Annotated in this window: 18 protein-coding genes and 1 tRNA gene; 13 read left to right on the top strand and 6 right to left on the bottom strand. The window is 62.4% G+C overall.

Features of this window, described 5'->3' with window-relative positions; translation table 11 throughout:
- The first annotated feature begins 593 nt into the window (after window positions 1-593).
- A complete protein-coding gene (locus tag P9230_RS02535) occupies window positions 594-2,120 on the top strand; it encodes a LysM peptidoglycan-binding domain-containing M23 family metallopeptidase (protein ID WP_278117292.1) in 1,527 nt (508 codons plus the stop codon).
- 101 nt (window positions 2,121-2,221) lie between these two features.
- Here the strand turns inward: P9230_RS02535 and P9230_RS02530 are convergent, their stop codons facing one another.
- Window positions 2,222-3,094, bottom strand: coding sequence for an ATP-binding protein (locus P9230_RS02530; RefSeq protein ID WP_095778420.1), 873 nt, complete (start codon window positions 3,092-3,094; stop codon window positions 2,222-2,224).
- 267 nt (window positions 3,095-3,361) lie between these two features.
- Between P9230_RS02530 and yajC the strand changes: the two genes are divergently transcribed.
- The 6 genes from yajC to P9230_RS02500 all read left to right on the top strand — a co-directional run bounded on the left by yajC (window position 3,362) and on the right by P9230_RS02500 (window position 9,130).
- Window positions 3,362-3,700, top strand: coding sequence for a preprotein translocase subunit YajC (gene yajC, locus P9230_RS02525; RefSeq protein WP_067000009.1), 339 nt, complete (start codon window positions 3,362-3,364; stop codon window positions 3,698-3,700).
- A 55-nt stretch (window positions 3,701-3,755) separates the two neighbouring features.
- Complete coding sequence (gene secDF / locus P9230_RS02520; RefSeq protein WP_095801856.1) at window positions 3,756-6,311, top strand: protein translocase subunit SecDF; 2,556 nt, start codon at window positions 3,756-3,758, stop codon at window positions 6,309-6,311.
- Window positions 6,312-6,437: 126 nt separating this feature from the next.
- Window positions 6,438-6,827, top strand: coding sequence for an Mth938-like domain-containing protein (locus P9230_RS02515; protein ID WP_067329577.1), 390 nt, complete (start codon window positions 6,438-6,440; stop codon window positions 6,825-6,827).
- A gap of 8 nt (window positions 6,828-6,835) precedes the next feature.
- Window positions 6,836-7,675: a phytoene/squalene synthase family protein gene (locus P9230_RS02510; protein ID WP_278117290.1), complete on the top strand. Its 840-nt coding sequence runs from the start codon at window positions 6,836-6,838 to the stop codon at window positions 7,673-7,675.
- A gap of 79 nt (window positions 7,676-7,754) precedes the next feature.
- On the top strand, window positions 7,755-8,180 hold the full coding sequence (locus P9230_RS02505) for a hypothetical protein (protein WP_278117288.1): 426 nt from the start codon (window positions 7,755-7,757) through the stop codon (window positions 8,178-8,180).
- Window positions 8,180-9,130, top strand: a complete 951-nt coding sequence (locus tag P9230_RS02500) for a sterol desaturase family protein (RefSeq protein WP_278117286.1) — start codon at window positions 8,180-8,182, stop codon at window positions 9,128-9,130. The genes P9230_RS02505 and P9230_RS02500 overlap by 1 nt, the downstream gene beginning before the upstream one ends.
- Here P9230_RS02500 and trmFO read toward each other — a convergent pair whose 3' ends face one another.
- The 3 genes from trmFO to P9230_RS02485 all read right to left on the bottom strand — a co-directional run bounded on the left by trmFO (window position 9,131) and on the right by P9230_RS02485 (window position 11,221).
- Complete coding sequence (gene trmFO / locus P9230_RS02495; RefSeq protein ID WP_127241416.1) at window positions 9,131-10,540, bottom strand: methylenetetrahydrofolate--tRNA-(uracil(54)-C(5))-methyltransferase (FADH(2)-oxidizing) TrmFO; 1,410 nt, start codon at window positions 10,538-10,540, stop codon at window positions 9,131-9,133.
- 348 nt (window positions 10,541-10,888) lie between these two features.
- Window positions 10,889-11,029 (bottom strand): DUF1127 domain-containing protein, encoded by a 141-nt coding sequence (locus P9230_RS02490; protein WP_127245636.1) that lies wholly within the window; start codon window positions 11,027-11,029, stop codon window positions 10,889-10,891.
- A 51-nt stretch (window positions 11,030-11,080) separates the two neighbouring features.
- On the bottom strand, window positions 11,081-11,221 hold the full coding sequence (locus P9230_RS02485) for a DUF1127 domain-containing protein (RefSeq protein WP_006335194.1): 141 nt from the start codon (window positions 11,219-11,221) through the stop codon (window positions 11,081-11,083).
- Between the two features lie 235 nt (window positions 11,222-11,456).
- Here P9230_RS02485 and P9230_RS02480 point away from each other — a divergent pair, with 235 nt between their 5' ends.
- Window positions 11,457-12,572: a DUF2157 domain-containing protein gene (locus P9230_RS02480; protein WP_278117283.1), complete on the top strand. Its 1,116-nt coding sequence runs from the start codon at window positions 11,457-11,459 to the stop codon at window positions 12,570-12,572.
- Window positions 12,569-13,150, top strand: a complete 582-nt coding sequence (locus P9230_RS02475; RefSeq protein ID WP_095825602.1) for a GDYXXLXY domain-containing protein — start codon at window positions 12,569-12,571, stop codon at window positions 13,148-13,150. Before P9230_RS02480 ends, P9230_RS02475 begins: the two co-directional genes overlap by 4 nt.
- A 52-nt stretch (window positions 13,151-13,202) precedes the next feature.
- Here the strand turns inward: P9230_RS02475 and P9230_RS02470 are convergent, their stop codons facing one another.
- Together P9230_RS02470 and P9230_RS02465 are read right to left on the bottom strand one after the other, a co-directional pair.
- Window positions 13,203-14,054, bottom strand: coding sequence for a hypothetical protein (locus P9230_RS02470; RefSeq protein ID WP_278117281.1), 852 nt, complete (start codon window positions 14,052-14,054; stop codon window positions 13,203-13,205).
- A gap of 406 nt (window positions 14,055-14,460) precedes the next feature.
- Window positions 14,461-14,545: transfer RNA gene (locus P9230_RS02465), tRNA-Leu, on the bottom strand.
- Between the two features lie 342 nt (window positions 14,546-14,887).
- On the opposite strand from P9230_RS02465, the gene tig reads away from it, so the two are divergent.
- The 4 genes from tig (at window position 14,888) to P9230_RS02445 (ending at window position 19,052) form a co-directional block, all read left to right on the top strand.
- A complete protein-coding gene (gene tig, locus P9230_RS02460; protein WP_067329599.1) occupies window positions 14,888-16,372 on the top strand; it encodes a trigger factor in 1,485 nt (494 codons plus the stop codon).
- Between the two features lie 196 nt (window positions 16,373-16,568).
- Window positions 16,569-17,075: a hypothetical protein gene (locus tag P9230_RS02455; protein ID WP_067000878.1), complete on the top strand. Its 507-nt coding sequence runs from the start codon at window positions 16,569-16,571 to the stop codon at window positions 17,073-17,075.
- Between the two features lie 289 nt (window positions 17,076-17,364).
- Window positions 17,365-17,745 (top strand): cytochrome c family protein, encoded by a 381-nt coding sequence (locus tag P9230_RS02450; protein WP_067000047.1) that lies wholly within the window; start codon window positions 17,365-17,367, stop codon window positions 17,743-17,745.
- A gap of 485 nt (window positions 17,746-18,230) precedes the next feature.
- Window positions 18,231-19,052, top strand: coding sequence for a DUF2189 domain-containing protein (locus tag P9230_RS02445; protein WP_067325381.1), 822 nt, complete (start codon window positions 18,231-18,233; stop codon window positions 19,050-19,052).
- Window positions 19,053-19,084 lie beyond the last annotated feature (32 nt).

The raw sequence follows: 19,084 nt of genomic DNA, 5'->3' as shown, positions 1-19,084 counted from the left end.
CACTCCAGTCAGCCGCCGCAGCGGTAGTTCAGGTGCAAACCAACGAGATCGACATCCTGATCGATGCGCTCGGTGCTGAAGGGGCCTCCCGGCGCGCCAACGACCGTGAAGGTGGTCTTGTCGGGCATGAACAGGTGATCGTATTCGATCGCGAGTGACCAATTCGGAGCAAAGCCATATTTAAGACCGGCACCCAAGGCACCGCCCCAGCGGGTCTGATCGTCTGTCTCGCCGGCGGGCGTGTCGGGGAAAAGAGAACATCGAAACGGTCGTGAGTCACGGCCGCGCCTCCCTTGACGTAGAAGAGGGCGTTGTCGACGCTGTACCCGACTTGGGCGGTCAGCAAGCCAAACCAAGCGAAGGCGTGGTCGTGTGAGGGTGGTGCCGCTGCTCGCCCGGTCTCATTTCGTGCGATTCGCCGGTTCCCGAGACGTCCGTCTCGTCTCGGCCGGCACGATCTGTCCGGACTTCGTCACGCCTGTCGAAAAATGTTTTAAGAAAATTTTCGGCGGATTCTAATGGGTTAACCGGCCAGTAACATTAACGCGCTTTAATCATGACCAGTTTGTACCGGGTCTGTGCGGGTTAGTGCGATGCAATTCAATGGTTTGAAGGCAAACGGACGCAATCTGGCGCGCGGCTGCGCCGTCCTGATGATCGCCGGTGCCGCGGCAGGCTGCAGCTCCCAGGCGATTCGCTTCAATGGTGTCGACGACGTCTTCACATCGTCCACCAACAATCAGCGCGCCATCATCAACAAGCAGAATGTCGACCAGCCCTATCCGGGCGATACGGTCGCGCCGGCCCCAGTCGACGGCAGTCACACCCAGTCGGTGAGCCGCTCCAGTCTCGAGCCGGTGACGTCCCAGCAATTGCCGCCGCCCTCGGCGCCGGCCGCCGCCAAGCCGATGCGCACCGCCTCGGCCCCGGCACTCGCGCCGGCCCCCGCCGCGCCTCATCTGGACAGGACGGCCACCAACACAGTCGCCCCGGCCGCGAAGCCGTTCAAGACCGCCGAACCCGACGCGGTGCGCAACGCAAGCGCGGCGCCGCACGCGACCGAGATCGTGGTGAGGGAAGGCGAGACGATTTCCGGTCTGGCCCGCCAATATCATGTGCCGGCCGATGCGATCATCAAGGTCAACGGGCTCGATGCCAACAAGGGCATCAGAACCGGCCAGAAGATCGTCATTCCGGCCTATGCCTATTCGAGCAAGGGCGGGCCGAAGGTTGCCGACAGCACCAAGCCCGCCAACACACCGAAGCAGCCCGCCGGCGCGCCGGAGAAGGTTGCCGTGCTGCCGCAGCAGCCAAAACTCAAGGACGGCAAATCCGCCGCGCAGGTCGATGCATCGGCGGCGGCCAGCGGTTCGAAGAGCGCCACGCCCGCCCAGATGGCCGAGGCAAAGCCGGCCGGCGCCGGCGGTACCTACACCGTTCAGCAGGGCGATTCCCTGTCTTCGATCGCCCGCAAGACCGGCGTCGACGTCACGGCGCTCAAGCAGGCCAACGGCATGAAGGACGGCCTCTTGAAGATCGGCCAGACGCTCAAGGTTCCGGCCGGCGGCACCGTTGCCGTCGCTGCCGCGAAGCCTGTCGCGACCAAGCCGACCGTCGATCCGGTGACGACGGCAACCACGCAGCCGCCGGCAAAGACCACACCGTCGGAGACGCTCGCCTCCTACACGCCGCCGAAGAAGGACGCCAAGGTCATCCAGCAGGCCGAGGACGACGATGCAGTGGCGCCGGATGCGACCGGCATCGGCAAGATGCGCTGGCCGGTGCGCGGCCGCGTCATCTCCGGCTTCGGCTCCGGCAAGGACGGCGTCGACATCGCGGTGCCGGAAGGAACGCCGATCAAGGCGGCCGAAAACGGCGTCGTCATCTATGCCGGCGACGGCCTCAAGGAGTTCGGCAACACAGTGCTGGTGCGCCACGAGAACGGCCTGGTCACCGTCTACGGCCATGCCAGCTCGATCGAGGTGCAGCGCGGCCAGAAGGTCAAGCGCGGCCAGGAGATCGCGCTGTCCGGCATGAGCGGCACCACGGACTCGCCGAAGCTGCACTTCGAGGTGCGCAAGAACTCTGCTCCGGTCGATCCGAGCGGCTATCTCGAATAGAACAAGAACAAATTGCGGGCCGCCTGACCTCCAGTCCGGCCCGCCGGCTTCAGCCCGCTCCGCCAGGAGCGGGCTTTTTCAGTGCAGCCGGTGATGGGCTATCAGTCCTTGAGCGGCTTGCCGAGCCGTCCGGCAAGATCCTGGGTGAACTGCCAGGCGACGCGGCCGGAGCGGCTGCCGCGCGTCGTTGCCCATTCCAAGGCTTCCGCGCGCAACGTCTCGGGATCAATCGCGAGGGCATGGTAACGGACATAGCCGTCGATCATGTCGAGATATTCGTCCTGCGAGCATTTGTGGAAGCCGAGCCACAGGCCGAAGCGGTCGGAGAGCGAGACTTTTTCCTCCACCGCTTCCGACGGGTTGATCGCGGTCGAGCGCTCATTGTCGATCATATCGCGCGGCAGCAGGTGCCGCCGGTTCGACGTGGCGTAGAAGATGACATTGGCCGGGCGGCCCTCGACGCCGCCTTCGAGCGCTGCCTTGAGCGACTTGTAGGAAGTGTCGTCATGGTCGAAGGAAAGATCGTCGCAAAACAGGATGAAGCGGTAGGGCGCCGCCTTCAACAAGCTCATCAGCTTGGGCAGGGTGTCGATGTCCTCGCGATGGATCTCGATCAGCTTCAGCGGCCGGTCGAGCTTGTCCGAGGCGTTGACCTTGGCGTGCACGGCCTTGACCAGCGACGACTTGCCCATGCCGCGCGCGCCCCAGAGCAACACATTGTTGGCGGCGAAGCCGGACGCAAAGCGCTCGGTGTTGTCGAGCAGGATGTCGCGGACCCGGTCGACTCCGCGGATCAGGCCGATGTCGACGCGATTGACCTTATGGACCGGCTCCAGGTAGCCGGGATCGGCCTGCCAGACGAAGCAATCGGCCACGCCGAGGTCGGTCTCGGGAACCGGTGGCGGCCCGAGACGGGAGACCGCGTCGATCAGGCGGTCGAGCTTTTTGTTCAGGGCATCCAGGCTATCGGTCATTTCCGGTCTTTTTAACTTGGCAATCACGGAACGTGAAACGGATCCGCGGCTGCGCACCAAGAACCAACTGCAAGCTTCTGTTGTAGCACGATCTTTTCGGCCGGCTCCAACCGGCTTCCGGCTGCGACGCTCTAGCACGCGCCAAACGGCCGGAAAAGCAACGGATTCGGCGGGTCGCGCAGTTGCATTGGCAACTTTACCGACTATATTCCGGCCAAAATTTCGCGGGGCCGTCCCGGCGGTATTTCACCATCCAGGAGTTTCTTGATGTTCGTCACACCGGCATACGCCCAAGGCGTCGGCACCTCGCCCGATATGTTCATCAGCATTTTGCCGTTTGTCCTGATTTTCGTGATCATGTATTTTCTGATCATCAGGCCGCAGCGCACGCAGTTGAAGAAGCGCCAGGAAATGCTGGCCGCAGTGCGCCGCGGCGATACGGTGGTGACCGGCGGCGGTTTCGTCGGCAAGGTGACCAAGGTGATCGACGACAATGAACTGGAGATCGACCTTGGCGGCGGGACCAAGGTGACGGCGCTGCGCTCGACGATCTCCGACGTGCGCGTCAAGGGCGAGCCGGTGGCGAACCAGAACGCCAAGAAGTAATCACCACCTCGATGGCGGAACGCTGCCGCTTGTACGCCTGAACGGATAAGAACTAATGCTTTATTTCTCGCGCCTGAAGATGATCCTGATCTGGCTGGCCGTGGCCGTGACAGTGGTCCTCGCCGCGCCCAACCTGTTTCCGGCAAGCATGCTGGCGCAACTGCCGAGCTGGGTGCCGAAGCGGCAGATGACGCTCGGCCTCGACCTTCAGGGCGGCTCGCACATCCTGCTTGAAATGAATCAGAACGATCTGATCAAGGATAGGATGGAGACGACGCGCGACGAGATCAGGACGCTGCTGCGCGAGGCCAATCCCAAGATCAACTACACCGGCCTTTCCGGTTCCGGCCGCACCGTGCAGGTTCGCATCACGGACCAGGCTCAACTCGACCAGGCCAAGAAGGTCCTGAAACCGCTGACCGATCCGGTGGCGGCGGGACTGTTCAGCGGCGGCTCCATCCAGGAAATGTCGCTGGATGACTCCGAGCCCGGCCTGCTCAAATTCACGGTCACCGACGCCGGCCTGAAATACCGCACCTCAACGGCTCTGTCGCAGTCGATCGAAGTGGTCGAGCGCCGCGTCAACGAGCTCGGCACGACCGAGCCGATCGTGCAGCGGCAGGGCGACGACCGCATCCTTGTCCAGGTGCCGGGCCTGCAGGATCCGCAGCGGCTGAAGGAGATCCTCGGGCAGACCGCCAAGCTGACCTTCCAGATGGTCGACCAGTCGATGCCTGTGCAGGATGCGCTGAAGGGCCGTCCGCCCGCGGGCTCTTCCGTCCTCTACTCGCAAGACGATCCGCCGGTCCCGTATCTCATCGAAAACCGCGTCATCGTTTCCGGCGAAAATCTGGTCGACGCGCAGGCGACCTACAATTCGCAGACCAACGAGCCGGTGGTTTCGTTCCGTTTCGATTCCAAGGGCGCGACACGGTTCGGCCAGGCGACGGCGCAGAATGTCGGCAAGCTGTTCGCCATCGTCCTCGACAACCAGGTGATTTCGGCGCCGCAGATCCGTGAGCCGATCCTGGGCGGTACCGGGCAGATTTCCGGGAATTTCACCCCGCAGAGCGCCAATGACCTTGCCGTGCTGCTGCGCGCCGGCGCGTTGCCGGCAACGCTGACGGTCATCGAAGAGCGAACGGTCGGTCCAGGCCTCGGCCAGGATTCCATCCATGCCGGCAAGGTGGCGGGCGTGATCGGTTCGATCCTCGTCGTCGCCTTCATGTTCGTCGCATACGGCTTCCTCGGCTTCCTCGCCAACATCGCGCTGGCCGTCCACGTGGCGATGATCGTTGCGCTGCTGTCGCTGCTGGGCGCCACGCTCACTTTGCCCGGCATCGCCGGCATCGTGCTCACCATCGGCATGGCGGTGGACTCCAACGTTCTGATCTATGAACGCATTCGAGAGGAGCGGCGACTTGGCCGCTCGGTGATCCAGTCGATCGACACCGGCTTCGCCAAGGCGCTGGCAACGATCGTCGACTCCAATGTCACGTCGCTGATTGCCACCGTGGTGCTGTTCTGGCTGGGCACAGGACCGGTCAAGGGTTTCGCCATCACCTATGCGATCGGCATTCTGACCACCGTTTTCACCGCCTTCACCTTCACCCGCATGCTGGTGTCGATCTGGCTGCGCCGCGCCCGTCCGAAGGAATTGCCGCGCGCGCCGGTCACCTTCATTCCGCCCGGCACCAGGATCCCGTTCATGGGTATCCGCCGCTGGACGTTCGCTTTGTCCAGCATCTTGTCGATCCTGTCAGTTGTCGGGTTCCTCACCATCGACATCAATTACGGCATCGACTTCAAGGGCGGCTCGATGATCGAGGTGCAGTCCAAGCAGGGCGACGCCGATCTCGGTGACATCCGCAACAGGCTCTCCGAGCTCAACATCGGCGAGATCCAGGTGCAGCAGTTCGGCGCGCCGAACGACGTTCTGATCCGCGTCGGCACGCAGGACGCCGGCGAGAATGCCGAGCAGACCGTCATCGACAAGGTGCGCGGCGAACTGCAGGACCAGTATGACTTCCGCCGCGTGGAGGTGGTCGGACCGACGGTCTCCGGCGAGCTCGCCAAGCAAGGCACGATCGCCATGCTCATCGCGCTGGTCGGCATCCTGCTCTATGTGTGGTTCCGCTTCGAGTGGCAGTTCGCCGTCGGCGCCATCATCGCCACGGTGCACGATGTGGTGATGACCATCGGCTTCTTCGTCATAACCGGACTGGAATTCAACCAGTCGTCGCTCGCGGCGATCCTGACCATCATCGGCTACTCACTCAACGACACCATCGTCGTCTATGACCGCGTCCGCGAAGACTTAAGAAAATACAAAAAGATGCCGTTGCCGCAGCTGTTGAACAACGCCATCAACGAGACGCTGTCCAGAACCACGCTGACCTCGGTGACCACCATCCTTGCGCTGTTGGCACTGGTGCTGTTCGGCGGCGAGGTGATCCGCTCCTTCACGCTGGCGATGCTGTTCGGCGTGGTGTTCGGCACCTATTCGTCGATCTTCATCGCCGCGCCGCTGCTGATCCTCTTCAAGCTCAGGCCGCAGGCCGCAGCCGCCGAAGAGACCAAGCCGGCGAACGGCAAGGCCGTGGCGACCTGAAGCCGTCAGAGCCGGATGATCTCAGGTCGAGTCGAACTGAGATCTGAATCCGCTCTAAATCAAAGAGATAGAGCATAATGTCGTCCGAAAACCGCTCCACCCTTTTCGGCATCATGCTCTAGCCCCATGGCCAAAGGCATCGTCATCCGAGAGGCGCATTTCCCGGGCAGGGCGCCGGTCGAGGCCTATGGCAATGGCGGGTTCCGCTTTGCCGACATGTCGCATCGAGGCTCGCTGCTGTGCCTGCCGTCCGGTATCCATGGCTGGGAGCCGGCCGATCCGCTGGCGCTAAAAGCTTCGGACTTCGACAAGCTGTTCGCCCAGGCCGACAAGGTAGAAATCCTGCTGGTCGGCACCGGCAAGGATCTGCGGCCGCTGCCGGCTGCACTCCGCTCCGCGCTGAAAGAGGCCGGCATTTCGGCCGACCCGATGTCGACGGGCGCGGCCGTGCGCACCTACAACGTGCTGCTGGCCGAGGACCGTGCCGTGGCCGCAGCGCTGATCGCCGTCGATTGATGGCCGGCATGCCCAACATGGTCATGGATGCGGTGCGTGCCGCAGACCATGATCGCTATCTGTCCGCGCTCTACGCGCCCGCCGACAGGCGTGACGCGTTGCTTGCGCTCTATGCCTTCAATGCCGAGGTCGCCGGCGTTCGCGACCGCATCCACGAGCCGCTGCCGGGCGAGGTCCGGCTGCAATGGTGGCGCGATGTCCTCTTGGCCGAGGGCGAGGCGGAGACAGGTCATCCGACCGCCGACGCGCTGAGGGCGGCGATCGCCGCCAACCATCTGCCGAAGGCCGCTTTCGAGAACATGCTCGAAGCGCGTATCTTCGATCTCTACAACGATCCGATGCCGTCGCGGACCGACCTTGAGGGTTATTGCGGCGAGACGGCCGCGGCGATGATCCAGCTTGCGGCCATGGTGCTCGATCCGAATGCCGCGCCACGCTTTGCCGAACTGGCGGGCAGGGCGGGCTGCGCGCAGGCCATCACCGGCTTGCTGCTTTTGTTGCCGCTGCACCGTCGCCGTGGACAGTGCTTTATCCCCTCCGATATCCTAGCAGCCGCCGGCACCTCGCCGGAAGAGTTCGTCAAGGGCGACGGCGATGCTGCCGCGGAGCGCGCGGTCGGGGCGATGATCGCGCTGGCGCGAGAGCATCTCGGCGCTTTCGAGAAGGGCGCGTCGGCTCTCCCCGCGTCGCTGCGCCCCGCCTTCCTGCCGCTGGCGCTCACACATGCCTATCTCGACAGGATGGAAAAGCCGGGTCGGTCTCCACTCGGGGGCACTTCGACCCTCTCAACCCTGCGCCGGCACTGGCTGCTCTTGCGTCATGCCATGCGCGGCTGGACGCCCCTTTGACGTAAACGTCAACCATGCTAGGGGTTCTGCGCGTGGACTCGCATCAGAGAAATGCGAGCCAGCGGAGGACCGCCTTTCCATGAGCCTGCCAGTTTTGGTCGTCCTTGTCGTGTTCGGCATCGCGCTGTCGGTGGCGGCCGTGCATTTCACCGGCGGTACGACGACCGCGACGCTTGCCGGGGCTGAACACGCGCTCGCGCGTTTTGCCGAAGATTTTCCAGACGAAAAGCCTCGGGCGGTCAGGCTGACATCGGACAGGCAAGCCGCCGTCCTGGAACTCGACCCGCAACGCTGCGGCATCGTCCAGAGCATCGGCGACCGTTTCCTAACCCGCATCGTCACGCCGCGGGATGTGCTCGCCCTGGTACGGCAAGGGAATGTCTTGTCGCTGCGAATGGATGATTTCACCTGGAAAGGCGGGCGGTTTGCCCTCGCCGACGAGGCAGACGCGCTGACCGTGGCGGCGGTGCTGCTGAGGCACGATCAGATCCGAGAGGCGGCGTGATGGACGATTACAATTTCCCGCAGGTCACCCAGCTTGCCATCCCGTTCTTCGTCACGGCGATCCTGATCGAGCTCTGGCTGGTACGCACCGGCCGCGCCAAGGGATCGTTCGAGACGCGCGACACGCTGGCCAGCCTGATGATGGGGACGGGCAATGTCGTCGCCGGCCTGCTGCTCGGTGTCGTATCCTACTGGGCGCTGCTGTGGCTCTGGCAGTTCCGTTTCTTCAATCTCGGCCTGTCGATCTGGGTGTTTGTCGCCGCCTTCCTGCTCGATGATTTGCGTTACTATTTCTACCACCGCATCGCGCATCGGGTGCGCTGGGTTTGGGCCGAGCACGTCAACCATCATTCCAGCCAGCATTACAATCTCTCGACCGCGCTCCGGCAAAGCTGGACCGGTCTCTTCACCTTCATGTTCGTGCTGCAGGCGCCGCTGGTGCTGCTCGGCTTCCATCCGGCCGTCATTGCGTTCGTCTTCGGCTTCAACCTCGTCTGGCAGTTCTGGATCCACACCGAAACGATCGGCAAGATGTGGGGCTGGTTCGAATTCGTCTTCAACACGCCCTCGCACCACCGCGTCCACCACGCCACCAATCCGCGCTATCTGGACGCCAACTATGCCGGCACGCTGATCATCTGGGACCGCATGTTCGGCACTTTCGTTGCGGAACTGGACGAGGACCGGCCGCGCTACGGCATTGTCAAGAACATCGGCACCTTCAACCCGCTGAAGGTCGCCTTCCATGAATGGATCGGCATGTTCAAGGATGCGATGATGCCGGGACTGACGCTCGGCCAGCGTCTCAGCTATCTGATCCGGCCGCCAGGCTGGAGCCATGACGGCTCGCGCGATACGTCGGAGACGTTGAAGGCGGCCTATGTGCGGAGGAATCCGTCCGAAGCAGGAAAGTCGGGATTGCCGGCGGCGAGTGCCGAGCCGGCGGAGTAGCTATTCCGCTGCCTGCGCCTGCGAAGGCAGGCCCAACCACACGCGACAATCGGCCAATGCGCGCGCCGTGATCGCGCGGCGCTTGGCAACGGTCTTGTCCTTGCCGCGCAGGCGCTTGCCTTCAGACTTTGGAGCCTCGACCGGCGGGAACAGGCCGAAATTGACGTTCATCGGCTGGAAGGAGCGCTTGCCCGGCTCGTCGTCGGAGACGATGTGGCCGCCGGTAATATGGTTGAGCAGCGCGCCGAAGGCCGTGGTCGACGGCGGCAGTGAGGCCGCCCGGCCGAGCCGTTCGGCCGCGGCGAAGCGGCCGGCGAGCAGGCCGATCGCGGCGCTTTCGACATAGCCTTCGCAACCGGTGATCTGGCCGGCAAAACGCAGACCGGGGCGCGACTTCAGCTGCAGCGACGGATCGAGCAGCGTCGGCGAGTTGATATAAGTGTTGCGGTGCAGGCCGCCGAGGCGGGCGAATTCGGCATTCTCCAGTCCGGGAATGGTGCGGAAGATGCGGACCTGCTCGGCATGCTTCAGCTTGGTCTGGAAACCGACCATGTTGTAGAGCGTGCCCAGCGCATTGTCCTGGCGAAGCTGCACCACTGCATAGGCTTTGACCGACGGATTGTGGACGTTGGTCAGCCCCATCGGCTTCATCGGCCCGTAGCGCAGCGTCTCGACGCCGCGCTCGGCCATCACCTCGATCGGAAGGCAGCCGTCGAAATAGGGCGTGCCTTCCCACTGCTTGAACTCGGTCTTTTGGCCCTCCAGCAACGCCGCCACGAAGGCGAGATATTGCTCCTTGTCCATCGGGCAGTTGATGTAGTCCTTACCGGTGCCGCCGGGGCCAACTTTGTCGTAGCGCGACTGGTACCAGCAGGTGTTCATGTCGATGGTGTCGAAATGCACGATCGGCGCGATGGCGTCGAAAAAGGCGAGCGCATCGGCGCCGGTTGCTTCGGCAATCGACTGCGCAAGCGAAGGCGCGGTCAGCGGACCGGTGGCGATGATCGCCTGGTCCCAATCCGCCGGCGGAAGTCCAGGCACTTCCTCGCGCTGGATGGCAATCAGCGGATGCGCTTCGATTTTTGCGGTTACTGCGTCGGAAAAACCGTCGCGGTCGACGGCTAAAGCGCCGCCGGCCGGGACTTGGTGCGCGTCGCCGGCGCTCATGATCAGCGAGCCGGCGAGCCGCATTTCGGCATGGAGCAAGCCAACTGCATTGGTCTCGGCGTCGTCCGAGCGGAACGAGTTGGAGCAGACGAGCTCGGCGAGCCCGTCGGTCTTGTGCGCGTCGGTGCCGCGCACCGGGCGCATCTCGTGCAGCACGACCGGCACGCCGGCTTCTGCGATCTGCCATGCGGCTTCGGAGCCGGCGAGGCCGCCGCCGATGACGTGAACGGGATCTTTGCTCATGAGCGCCGAGATAGTCGCTTGGCGCGGCGAATGCAATTGCCGGCTTCGACGGGCCGACTACCTCCAAAACAACAACACCCGCCGGGGGAGGAGGTCCGGCGGGTGTCGTTTTGGGGGTCGATCCTCGGGAGGAGGTGAAGATCGACCATATTCGTCATTGCCGGGGAGGAGGTCGGCTTTGACGAAATTCCTTCCGCCAATTGAAGGGGCGGATCCTTTCGGAGAACAACGCCCGCCGGGGGAGGAGGTCCGGCGGGCGCCGTTTCGGTGGTCAACCTTCGGGAGGAGGTAAAGGCTGACCGTATCCGTCAGGGTCGGGGAGGAGGTCGACCCTGGCGAGATTCCTTGTCAAACCGCCTTGCGGGCGATCATCTTGATCTCGTCGCGAACGATGCCGAGATCATTGAGCTGGCGGTTCGAAAGCCGACCCAGCTCAGAAACCGTCTCGCGATAAACGCGCCAATTACGGTAGCTGCGGATCAGGTCCATTGTCTTGCTCTTCTCAAAAACTGGTTCGGACCATTCGCGGTCCGAAGCGGATTAGACCGCCTTGCGAGCGACGTAGTGGATGTCGCTGCGGCTGATGCCGAGGTCGGTCAGTTCACGGTTCGACAGGCGGCTCAGCTCGGAAACGGTGTCCCGGTAGCGGCGCCAGTTGCGGTAGTTGCGGATCAGGTTCATGGTAGTGCTCGTTTCGTCTTTGGTTCGGATCATTCCGTTTGTGTACGAACGGAAAAATAGGCAGGGTCATATCGGTTTAAAAGTGCCATTGGTGCATGGCAGCAATGCAAATTGTGCAATGCAACATTAACGGCGATTCACGCTTGCGCCATAAGGAAAGACCGAATCGGAAAATGCCGTTGCGTCAACGATTTGCGGCGCGAGGTAGTAAAAATGGCCAAGCTCGGGGGAACGGATGGCGGGCTATGCGACGAAGGTGAGGGCCGATATCGCCCGCTGGCGGGCGGCGGGCCTGATCGACGCGCCGACTGCGGACGCATTGACGCGTGACGTTGCCGCCAACGATCGCGCCTCGCTGAGCTTCGGCTCTATCCTGGCCATGATGGCGGCGTTACTGTTCGGTGCCGCGATCCTGATCTTCGTCGCCGCCAACTGGGAAGCCATTCCGCGCCTGGCGCGTGTGACGGCGCTGTTTGCTGTCATCCTCGGCGGTTATGTCGCTGGCGCCGTTCTGAAGACACGCGACCATGCGGCGATCGGTGAGGCGCTATGGATCATCGCCGCCGCGGCCTTTGGCGGGTCAATCGCGCTGATCGGTCAGATGTATCATCTGTCGGGCGACGAGGCTTCGGCATTGCTGACGTGGTGCGCCGGCACGGCGCTGGCGGCGGTCGCATTGCGCTCGAACCCGCTCACCGTCGCCTCCGTCGGCATCGCCGATGCCTGGCTGTTCCTTAAATGGGGAGGATTTTTCCGCCGGGCCGAGTTCCCGCATCTCTTCGCCGCTATCGTGCTGGTGCTGTTCGCCATTTCATTCTGGACACGCAGCCAGGCGGCGCGGCACGTCATCATCCTTTCGATCGTATTCTATCTCCTGCTGCTGGCGATCGACCACAACACGCTCCAGGTCGCGATTCCGCTTGTGCTCGTCTCGATGCTGCTGTTCGCGGCAGCGATCTTTGTCGCCGAACCCGTCGACAGCGTCGTGCAACTCGGCGGCAGGCTGCCATTGCATGCGCTCATCGGCTTTCTTGCCGGCCTCGCAATGGTCCAGCTCGAACTGGCCGATGAGGCGAGCTACAACAGCGGCTTTGCCATTGCCTCGGCAGCCGCGCTTGCCGGCATCGTCGCGGCGATCATGCTCGGCGGCCGTGAAAGCAGAGGCTTGCGCTGGGTGGCGTATGCCGGCTTTGCCTTCGAGCTCGCCATTATCTATGTGGTGATGTTGCAGTCGATGCTCGACACGGCGGGCTTCTTCCTGTCCGCGGCCGTGCTGCTGGGAATACTGGCGCTGGTCATCATCCGCGTTGAAAAACGAATGAAGACGCCCGCCGGAGGAGCAGCGGCATGAGCGGCAAAAGACTGATCATCGCGGCGCTGGTGACGGCGCTTGTCCAAATCGGCTTGCTGGGCTGGATCATCGCCGGACGCGCGGCGATCCTGCGCAACGGCAAGGAGGTCCTGCTCAAGGTTGAGCCCGTTGACCCGCGCGATCTTCTGCGCGGCGATTATATTTCGCTTGGCTATGACATCTCGCGCATCCCGGTGAAGCTTATCGCCAACATTCCGCCGGGCAAGTTCACCAGCAATGACTCCGAGATCGTCGTCAGGTTGAAGAAGGCTGTGGACGGCTACTGGCAGCCGAGCGCGGCATGGTTCGATCAGGCGCCGGCGCCTGCCGCTTCCGATGAGGCCGACATTGTCGGGCATGTAGCGGATGGCTGGGATCTGCGCTCACCCGAGATGACGATCACGCCGGAATACGGGATCGAGCGTTTCTACCTGCCGGAGGGCAAGGGGATGGCGATCCAGAACGACATGCGCGTGCGGCCGTTCGGCGTCAAGCTGGCGCTCTCCGCCAATGGCAAGGCGCAGATCAAGGCGCTCATGGACGGCGACAAGACGCTGTTCGAGGAGCCGCTTTATTAGTGTGTTCGGGCCTGGGCGTCAGCGCGACGGTCCGCGTTAACGACGGTCCTGGTTATGGCCGGACATCGCCCGTCTCGGCGATGATTTTGGGATAGGGACCGATCGATATCGTATAGCTGAAGTCCGCTACGCCTTTCTCCTGCTTGTGTGTCGAGGGGCTGCGCACAATCCAGTCGTAGATGCCTGAGACCTTGCAGCGATCGTTGGCGCAGCTGACCGCAATGCTGTCATTGCGGACGTTGTATCCGCGTTCAGGCCATCGCTGGTAATAGCTCCTCTTGTCCTCAATGATCGAACTTAGGTTCGTCAACTTGCCATGATAGTCGACCGTGGGAGCGTAGGACGCCTGAGACTGAGCAAGAGCGAAATCGTTGTTATTGCCATGATGCTCGATGAGGTCCCTGACGAAGGTGACCGCAACGCCTTCCGGCTGTTGCCTGGCGTCGGGCGCAGGAGCGGACACGGACGCAGGATCCGGCGTCGTTGATACCTGCAATGCATCTGCTTGCGGCTGGTTCGCTGCGGCATTGGTCACACGCAACTCTGCCATTTCGCTGGCCGACAGGTACCGCATTTCATGCTTGTCATAGCTCGAAGCCAATTCCATCAGCTTGGGATCCGCTCCCATCTCGACCACATAGGATATGATTGCGGCCGTGCCGAACTGGAAACGGGCCTCCGCGTCTTCATTTGACATCCCGTCGGCCGGTTTGAGGGACGGCCGATGAACGCCGATGGAACCTGGTTCGGCAACGCGGTGGACGCCGCCCAGGAAGGCCAGTGAGCAGGCTGAAGCGCACTGCAATTGGCGAAGCTGAAAAGTATCCAACCCCGCCGCGCGGATCATTCTCCCCAAGCGAATCGCACTGCCGACGTTGCCGCCGGGGGAGTTGAAGACGATCATCCTGGCCCTGCTGCTCGCGACCGCGTTGCTGAAGGCGTTCAGGGGTTCATTTGCGCCAAACTCACCGGATACAAGAAGCATTGGCTGCTGGCTCGGAGAGGAAACCGAAGTGTACTCTAAGGCCTCAACGTGACACGTCGCTGCCGCGACAGCCGACCCAACCGCCAGGACCAGAGAAACTACGCGCACAACCTGACAGAGCCCCAACCTGCCTGTTGCTGCGACTAAGAACCTGTTGACGCGCTATTTCAAGGGAATTGCACACGAAAAAGCGGATTGTCTGCTCGAGCCTTGCGTGCGCCGCCAGAAGTTGATGGCTCCGGTCCTTCCTTGCAAAGGTTCGGGGACACGCTTCGCTCTGACGACCATAGGGTGACCTACACCAGAAGCTCGCCAAGGCGAAGGGTGGTGCGGATGAAGGGACTCGAACCCCCACGCCTTTCGGCACTGGAACCTAAATCCAGGGCGTCTACCAATTCCGCCACATCCGCGTTCCCCGGCAATCCCATGTAGCCATCATTCTGTCAATGTCGGGGTCCAAGTCACCGTCATTCTCGTAATCGCGAAGATGGTTGAAAATTAGCCTAGCCTGTGACAAAAGGCGTGTCGAATGTGACGGGACGCGACTATCCGCTTCTGCCGAATGTAAGAAGAAGTAGGAAAAACAAAGACTTCTTCACATTTTGGAAGCGCAGTTCAGGAGAGTTTGAGCCGCATTGGCGGTCAAATCACCAGGTTCCGTACCAAAGCCATTTCCGGCAAGAATATACCGGCAGGCTGTAAACGGCTAAGGACCGTTTGGCAGCCTCGTTGGTGAAAACAAAGGTTTTAGGATGCAGGTCACCGAAACGCTCAACTCCGGTCTCAAGCGCGAGATCAAGATCACCGTGCCGGCCGGTGACATGGAAGCCAAGCTGATGGCGCGGCTGAACGACGCCCGCGGCAAGGTGCGGATCAACGGTTTCCGCCCGGGCAAGGTGCCGGTGCAGCACCTGCGCAAGATGTACGGCAAGTCGTTCATGGCCGAGGTGGTCAACGAGATCCTCAACGACTCGACCCGCTCGATCATCTCGGGCCGCGGCGAAAAGGCCGCCATGCAGCCTGAAGTCATCATGACCGAGGACGAGAAGGAGGCGGAGAAGATCCTGGCCGGCGGCGCCGACTTCGAGTTCCGCCTCAATTACGAGGTCATCCCGGCCATCGAGGTCAAGGATTTCTCCGACATCAAGGTGACGCGTCAGGTTTACGACGTGCCGGAATCGGAGGTCGACGACCAGGTGAAGCGGGTCGCTGAATCGGCTCGCAGCTACGAGCCCAAGGAGGGCAAGGCCGCCGAAGGCGATCGCGTGAGCATCGATTATGTCGGCAAGATCGGCGGCGAGGCGTTCGCCGGCGGCGCCGGCACCGACCAGCCGCTGGTCCTGGGCTCGAAAGAGTTCATCCCGGGCTTCGAGGACCAACTGGTCGGCACCAAGGCGGGCGATGAGAAGCAGGTCACGGTGACCTTCCCGGAGAACTACCAGGCAGCGCATCTGGCCGGCAAGGAAGCCACCTTCGACGTCACAGTCAAGGAAGTGGCCAAGCCGGGCGCGCTCGAGATCAATGACGAGACGGCCAAGAACCTTGGCCTGGAATCGCTGGAGCGCCTGCGCGAGATCGTGCGCGGCCAGATCGAGAACCAGTTCGGTTCCATGACCCGCCAGAAGGTGAAGCGCCAGCTCCTCGACCAGCTCGATGCCGCCTATTCCTTCGAGGCGCCGTCGAAGCTCGTCGAGGCCGAGTTCAACAACATCTGGGCGCAGGTCAACCGCGACCTCGAAGCCGCCGGCCGTACCTTTGCCGACGAAGAAACGACGGAGGAAGAGGCGCGCGCCGAATATATGCGCCTGGCCGAACGTCGCGTGCGTCTCGGCTTGGTTCTTGCCGAGATCGGCGAGAAGGCCGGGGTCACCGTGTCGGACGATGAACTGCAGCGCGGCCTGTTCGAGCAGGTTCGCCGCTTCCCGGCCAACCAGCAGCAGGAAGCTTTCGAGTTCTACCGCAGCAACCCCGAGGCGATCAATTCGCTCCGCGCGCCGATGTTCGAGGAAAAGGTCGTCGACTATTTGCTGGGCCAGATTTCGGTCGAGGACGTGAAGGTCAGCAAGGAAGAGCTGATGGCGGACGACGAGGAGGCCGAGAGCGCCAGCAAGGCGAAGCCGGCGAAGAAGGCTTCCTCCAAGAAAGCCGAGGCCAAGGCCGGCGAAGCAGCCGGTGAGGCGGAAGAGCCCAAGAAGAAGGCCGCGCCGAAGAAGAAGGCCGCCAAGGACGCCGAGTAAACCCGGCGATAAGCTGATTTCGAAAGGCCGCCCACGAGGCGGCCTTTTTCGTTCATGTTCTCTGTTGTTGCTGCGGGGCAACACCACCCGCTTCAGATGAATGCACGCTGCTGGCGATACCGAACATTGATGATTATCTGCTCGATATCACATTGCGCAGGGTCGTTTGGAGGCGTCGGTGGGTGTGGCATTCACGATGAGGGGCGTGGTCGTTACCGCGGCGCTCTTGCTTGCCGCGGCCGGTGTGGCAGAGGCCGGACCCGATCTCGGCAACTGGCGCGTCGACGCCGGCAACGACGGCCAGGTCACTGCGTCGCTATACGCCACCAACAAGCTGATCACCGGCGGCGGCGCGCTGGGCTACAGTCCGGTGCTGACGCTGGCTTGTCGACCGGGCGGCGAACCGCGTTGGAGCGAATGGCTGCAACTCAACGATTCAGTCTCCGCCAGCCGCAAGATCACCATGTCGGTCATGGTCGATGGCGGCGGCAAGTTCGATGAAAGCTGGTCTGTCGGCCCACGCGGTAAAATGCTGGTCAGGGACGGAGCCGATGGCATCAAGCGGCTGGTTTCGGCGAGCCGGCTGTTGCTGTCATGGCGCTTCGGCCTGCTGTCGGGACGCGGCGAGGCCGATTTCGAACTCGCCGGACTGTCCGAGGCGATCGGACAGATGGCTGCAAGCTGCAATACCGATCCGCCGTGAGTCTCAGTACACGGCCTAAAGGGCGTCGCGAGGAGCCGGACTCAGGCGACGCGCTTTAGGTCCTTGTTTTGATGCATGTCGTTCTGCCAGAACCGCTGCGCAGCTTGGGCGACGTGCACCTTCGCACAAATTGCCGTTTCTACCCATTGGCTTGATACTGTGGTATGTAGATGCCGCAATTCCATTGGTGGGACCACGGATATTCCGCTGTACCGTGCAGGCCGCCCCAGCGCAGCTGGCGTGGTGCGCATCGTCCGGCGCAGATGACGATCGATCAGGGAGGAATGCCATGCGCGCAATCGCACTTTTCATCGCCTCGGCGGCCACGATCTTCATTGCAAGCCCTTCGCGGGCGCAGGATGCAGCCGCAGGCGAGAAGGTCTTCACCAAGTGCAAGGTCTGCCACATTGCAGACCAGGACCAGAACAAGGTCGGCCCGTCTCTGCACGGCGTCATCGGGCGCACGGCGGGCACGCATCCCGGTTTCACTTTTTCTCCTGCTATGATCGAGGCCGGAAAATCCGGCATCAAATGGGATGAGCCCACGCTGACGAAGTATCTTCAAGACCCCAGGGGCATGATCAAAGGGACGAAGATGGTGTTTCCCGGCCTCAAGAACGATCAGGACGTAGCCAACGTCATCGCTTACCTGAAACAGTTTTCGAAGTAAGCGGGCCCTTCCAGGCCCCTTTCGGTGGCGCCGGCTCGCCCCGACCGAAGGCGGCCGGCATGACGCTGCTGAAGTGTGGCCGCCGGCGCCGTCATGCAGGCAGCGCAAAAAATCCCAGCACCAACAGAATGGCTATGCCAAGGCCGAGTATGAGAAGCGTTCGCGTGTCCATGACGTTCGCCTTCGACCAGGCGCATGACCCGGAAATCGGGAAAGGATCACGGGCCAATCAAAGTGATCCAGCCTCCTTTGCGCGTACCGGAGGCGCTGCGTTGTAGCTGTATAAGAATACCGCAAAAAAACCTCTCGAACCAGCGTGGAGCTCTGGCCGGCCACCGCACCCTCGTTTCAATGAAAAGAGACAAATCAGGCGCAATGGAGTATGTTGGCTGCCGGTGCAGGTCGCGGTTTTGCGTGGCCAACCATGCAGAGCGGTAGCACCGCGAATCCGCGACCTTGCCGGACCCTGGTCTGGAGGAATGGTCATGGCAAGCTTTCACGTCATTGCAGGCGCTAGCGAAACGCTCGAGCATACCAGAGTGAGAAAGATCGGCCTTTCCGATCTTTTCGACGCGCTCAGGCGCGGTGTCGACGATTTCATGGTGAAACCCTCGCATATCGTGTTTCTGTGCATGATCTATCCGCTCGTCGGCGTGGTGCTTGCTACCTGGACATCGGGAGCGAACGCGCTGCCACTGCTGTTTCCGCTGGTGTCCGGTTTTGCGCTGATCGGCCCATTCGCGGCGATCGGTCTTTACGAGATCAGCCGCAGACGGGAAGCCGGGCTCGATGCATCCTGGCGCCATGCCTTCGAGGTCAGGAACTCCCCGGCGCTGCCGGCCATCGCCGCGGTCGGGATCATGCTGTTCGCGATCTTCATCGCGTGGCTTTTGACCGCCAAAATCTTCTACGAGCAGCTGTTCGGTCCCGCGCCCCCGGCATCGCTGTCCAGTTTCATCGCTGAGATATTCGCCACCGGGCGCGGTTGGACCCTGATCGTGCTGGGTCACGCCATCGGATTCGTCTTCGCCGTGGTCGTGTTGTGCACCACCGTGGTGGCTTTTCCGCTGCTGCTTGATCGCGATGTCGGCGCCTACGAAGCCATTCACACTTCGGTACGCGTAGTGCTGGCGAACCCCATCGTAATGGCCGTCTGGGGACTGATCGTCGCCGTTGGGCTGATCGTCGGTTCGCTGCCGGTGTTCGCGGGGCTGGCGGTTGTGCTGCCAGTCCTCGGCCATGCCACCTGGCACGTGTATCGTAAGGTCGTGGAAGCGCCGGCCGCCGCCCCAAGACCGGCGAACTAGCAAACCCTGTCGAGCACGGGCTGGAGTGCCGG

This window comes from Mesorhizobium sp. WSM4887 (assembly GCF_029625865.1).
In the GTDB taxonomy this organism is placed as follows: Bacteria; Pseudomonadota; Alphaproteobacteria; order Rhizobiales; family Rhizobiaceae; genus Mesorhizobium.
This window is presented reverse-complemented; position numbering and strand designations above follow the sequence as displayed.

Bases quoted from the DNA above. Each gene is read 5' to 3' on its own strand.
- trmFO (WP_127241416.1), bottom strand. From the start codon at position 10,540: ATGAGCAAAGATCCCGTTCACGTCATCGGCGGCGGCCTCGCCGGCTCC.
- P9230_RS02485 (WP_006335194.1), bottom strand. From the start codon at position 11,221: ATGAACCTGATCCGCAACTACCGCAACTGGCGCCGCTACCGGGACACC.
- P9230_RS02480 (WP_278117283.1), top strand. From the start codon at position 11,457: ATGGCGGGCTATGCGACGAAGGTGAGGGCCGATATCGCCCGCTGGCGG.
- P9230_RS02500 (WP_278117286.1), top strand. From the start codon at position 8,180: ATGGACGATTACAATTTCCCGCAGGTCACCCAGCTTGCCATCCCGTTC.
- P9230_RS02475 (WP_095825602.1), top strand. From the start codon at position 12,569: ATGAGCGGCAAAAGACTGATCATCGCGGCGCTGGTGACGGCGCTTGTC.
- P9230_RS02490 (WP_127245636.1), bottom strand. From the start codon at position 11,029: ATGGACCTGATCCGCAGCTACCGTAATTGGCGCGTTTATCGCGAGACG.
- P9230_RS02455 (WP_067000878.1), top strand. From the start codon at position 16,569: ATGAGGGGCGTGGTCGTTACCGCGGCGCTCTTGCTTGCCGCGGCCGGT.
- P9230_RS02510 (WP_278117290.1), top strand. From the start codon at position 6,836: ATGCCCAACATGGTCATGGATGCGGTGCGTGCCGCAGACCATGATCGC.
- secDF (WP_095801856.1), top strand. From the start codon at position 3,756: ATGCTTTATTTCTCGCGCCTGAAGATGATCCTGATCTGGCTGGCCGTG.
- P9230_RS02535 (WP_278117292.1), top strand. From the start codon at position 594: ATGCAATTCAATGGTTTGAAGGCAAACGGACGCAATCTGGCGCGCGGC.
- P9230_RS02505 (WP_278117288.1), top strand. From the start codon at position 7,755: ATGAGCCTGCCAGTTTTGGTCGTCCTTGTCGTGTTCGGCATCGCGCTG.
- P9230_RS02450 (WP_067000047.1), top strand. From the start codon at position 17,365: ATGCGCGCAATCGCACTTTTCATCGCCTCGGCGGCCACGATCTTCATT.
- P9230_RS02445 (WP_067325381.1), top strand. From the start codon at position 18,231: ATGGCAAGCTTTCACGTCATTGCAGGCGCTAGCGAAACGCTCGAGCAT.
- P9230_RS02470 (WP_278117281.1), bottom strand. From the start codon at position 14,054: ATGATCGTCTTCAACTCCCCCGGCGGCAACGTCGGCAGTGCGATTCGC.
- yajC (WP_067000009.1), top strand. From the start codon at position 3,362: ATGTTCGTCACACCGGCATACGCCCAAGGCGTCGGCACCTCGCCCGAT.
- P9230_RS02515 (WP_067329577.1), top strand. From the start codon at position 6,438: ATGGCCAAAGGCATCGTCATCCGAGAGGCGCATTTCCCGGGCAGGGCG.
- tig (WP_067329599.1), top strand. From the start codon at position 14,888: ATGCAGGTCACCGAAACGCTCAACTCCGGTCTCAAGCGCGAGATCAAG.
- P9230_RS02530 (WP_095778420.1), bottom strand. From the start codon at position 3,094: ATGACCGATAGCCTGGATGCCCTGAACAAAAAGCTCGACCGCCTGATC.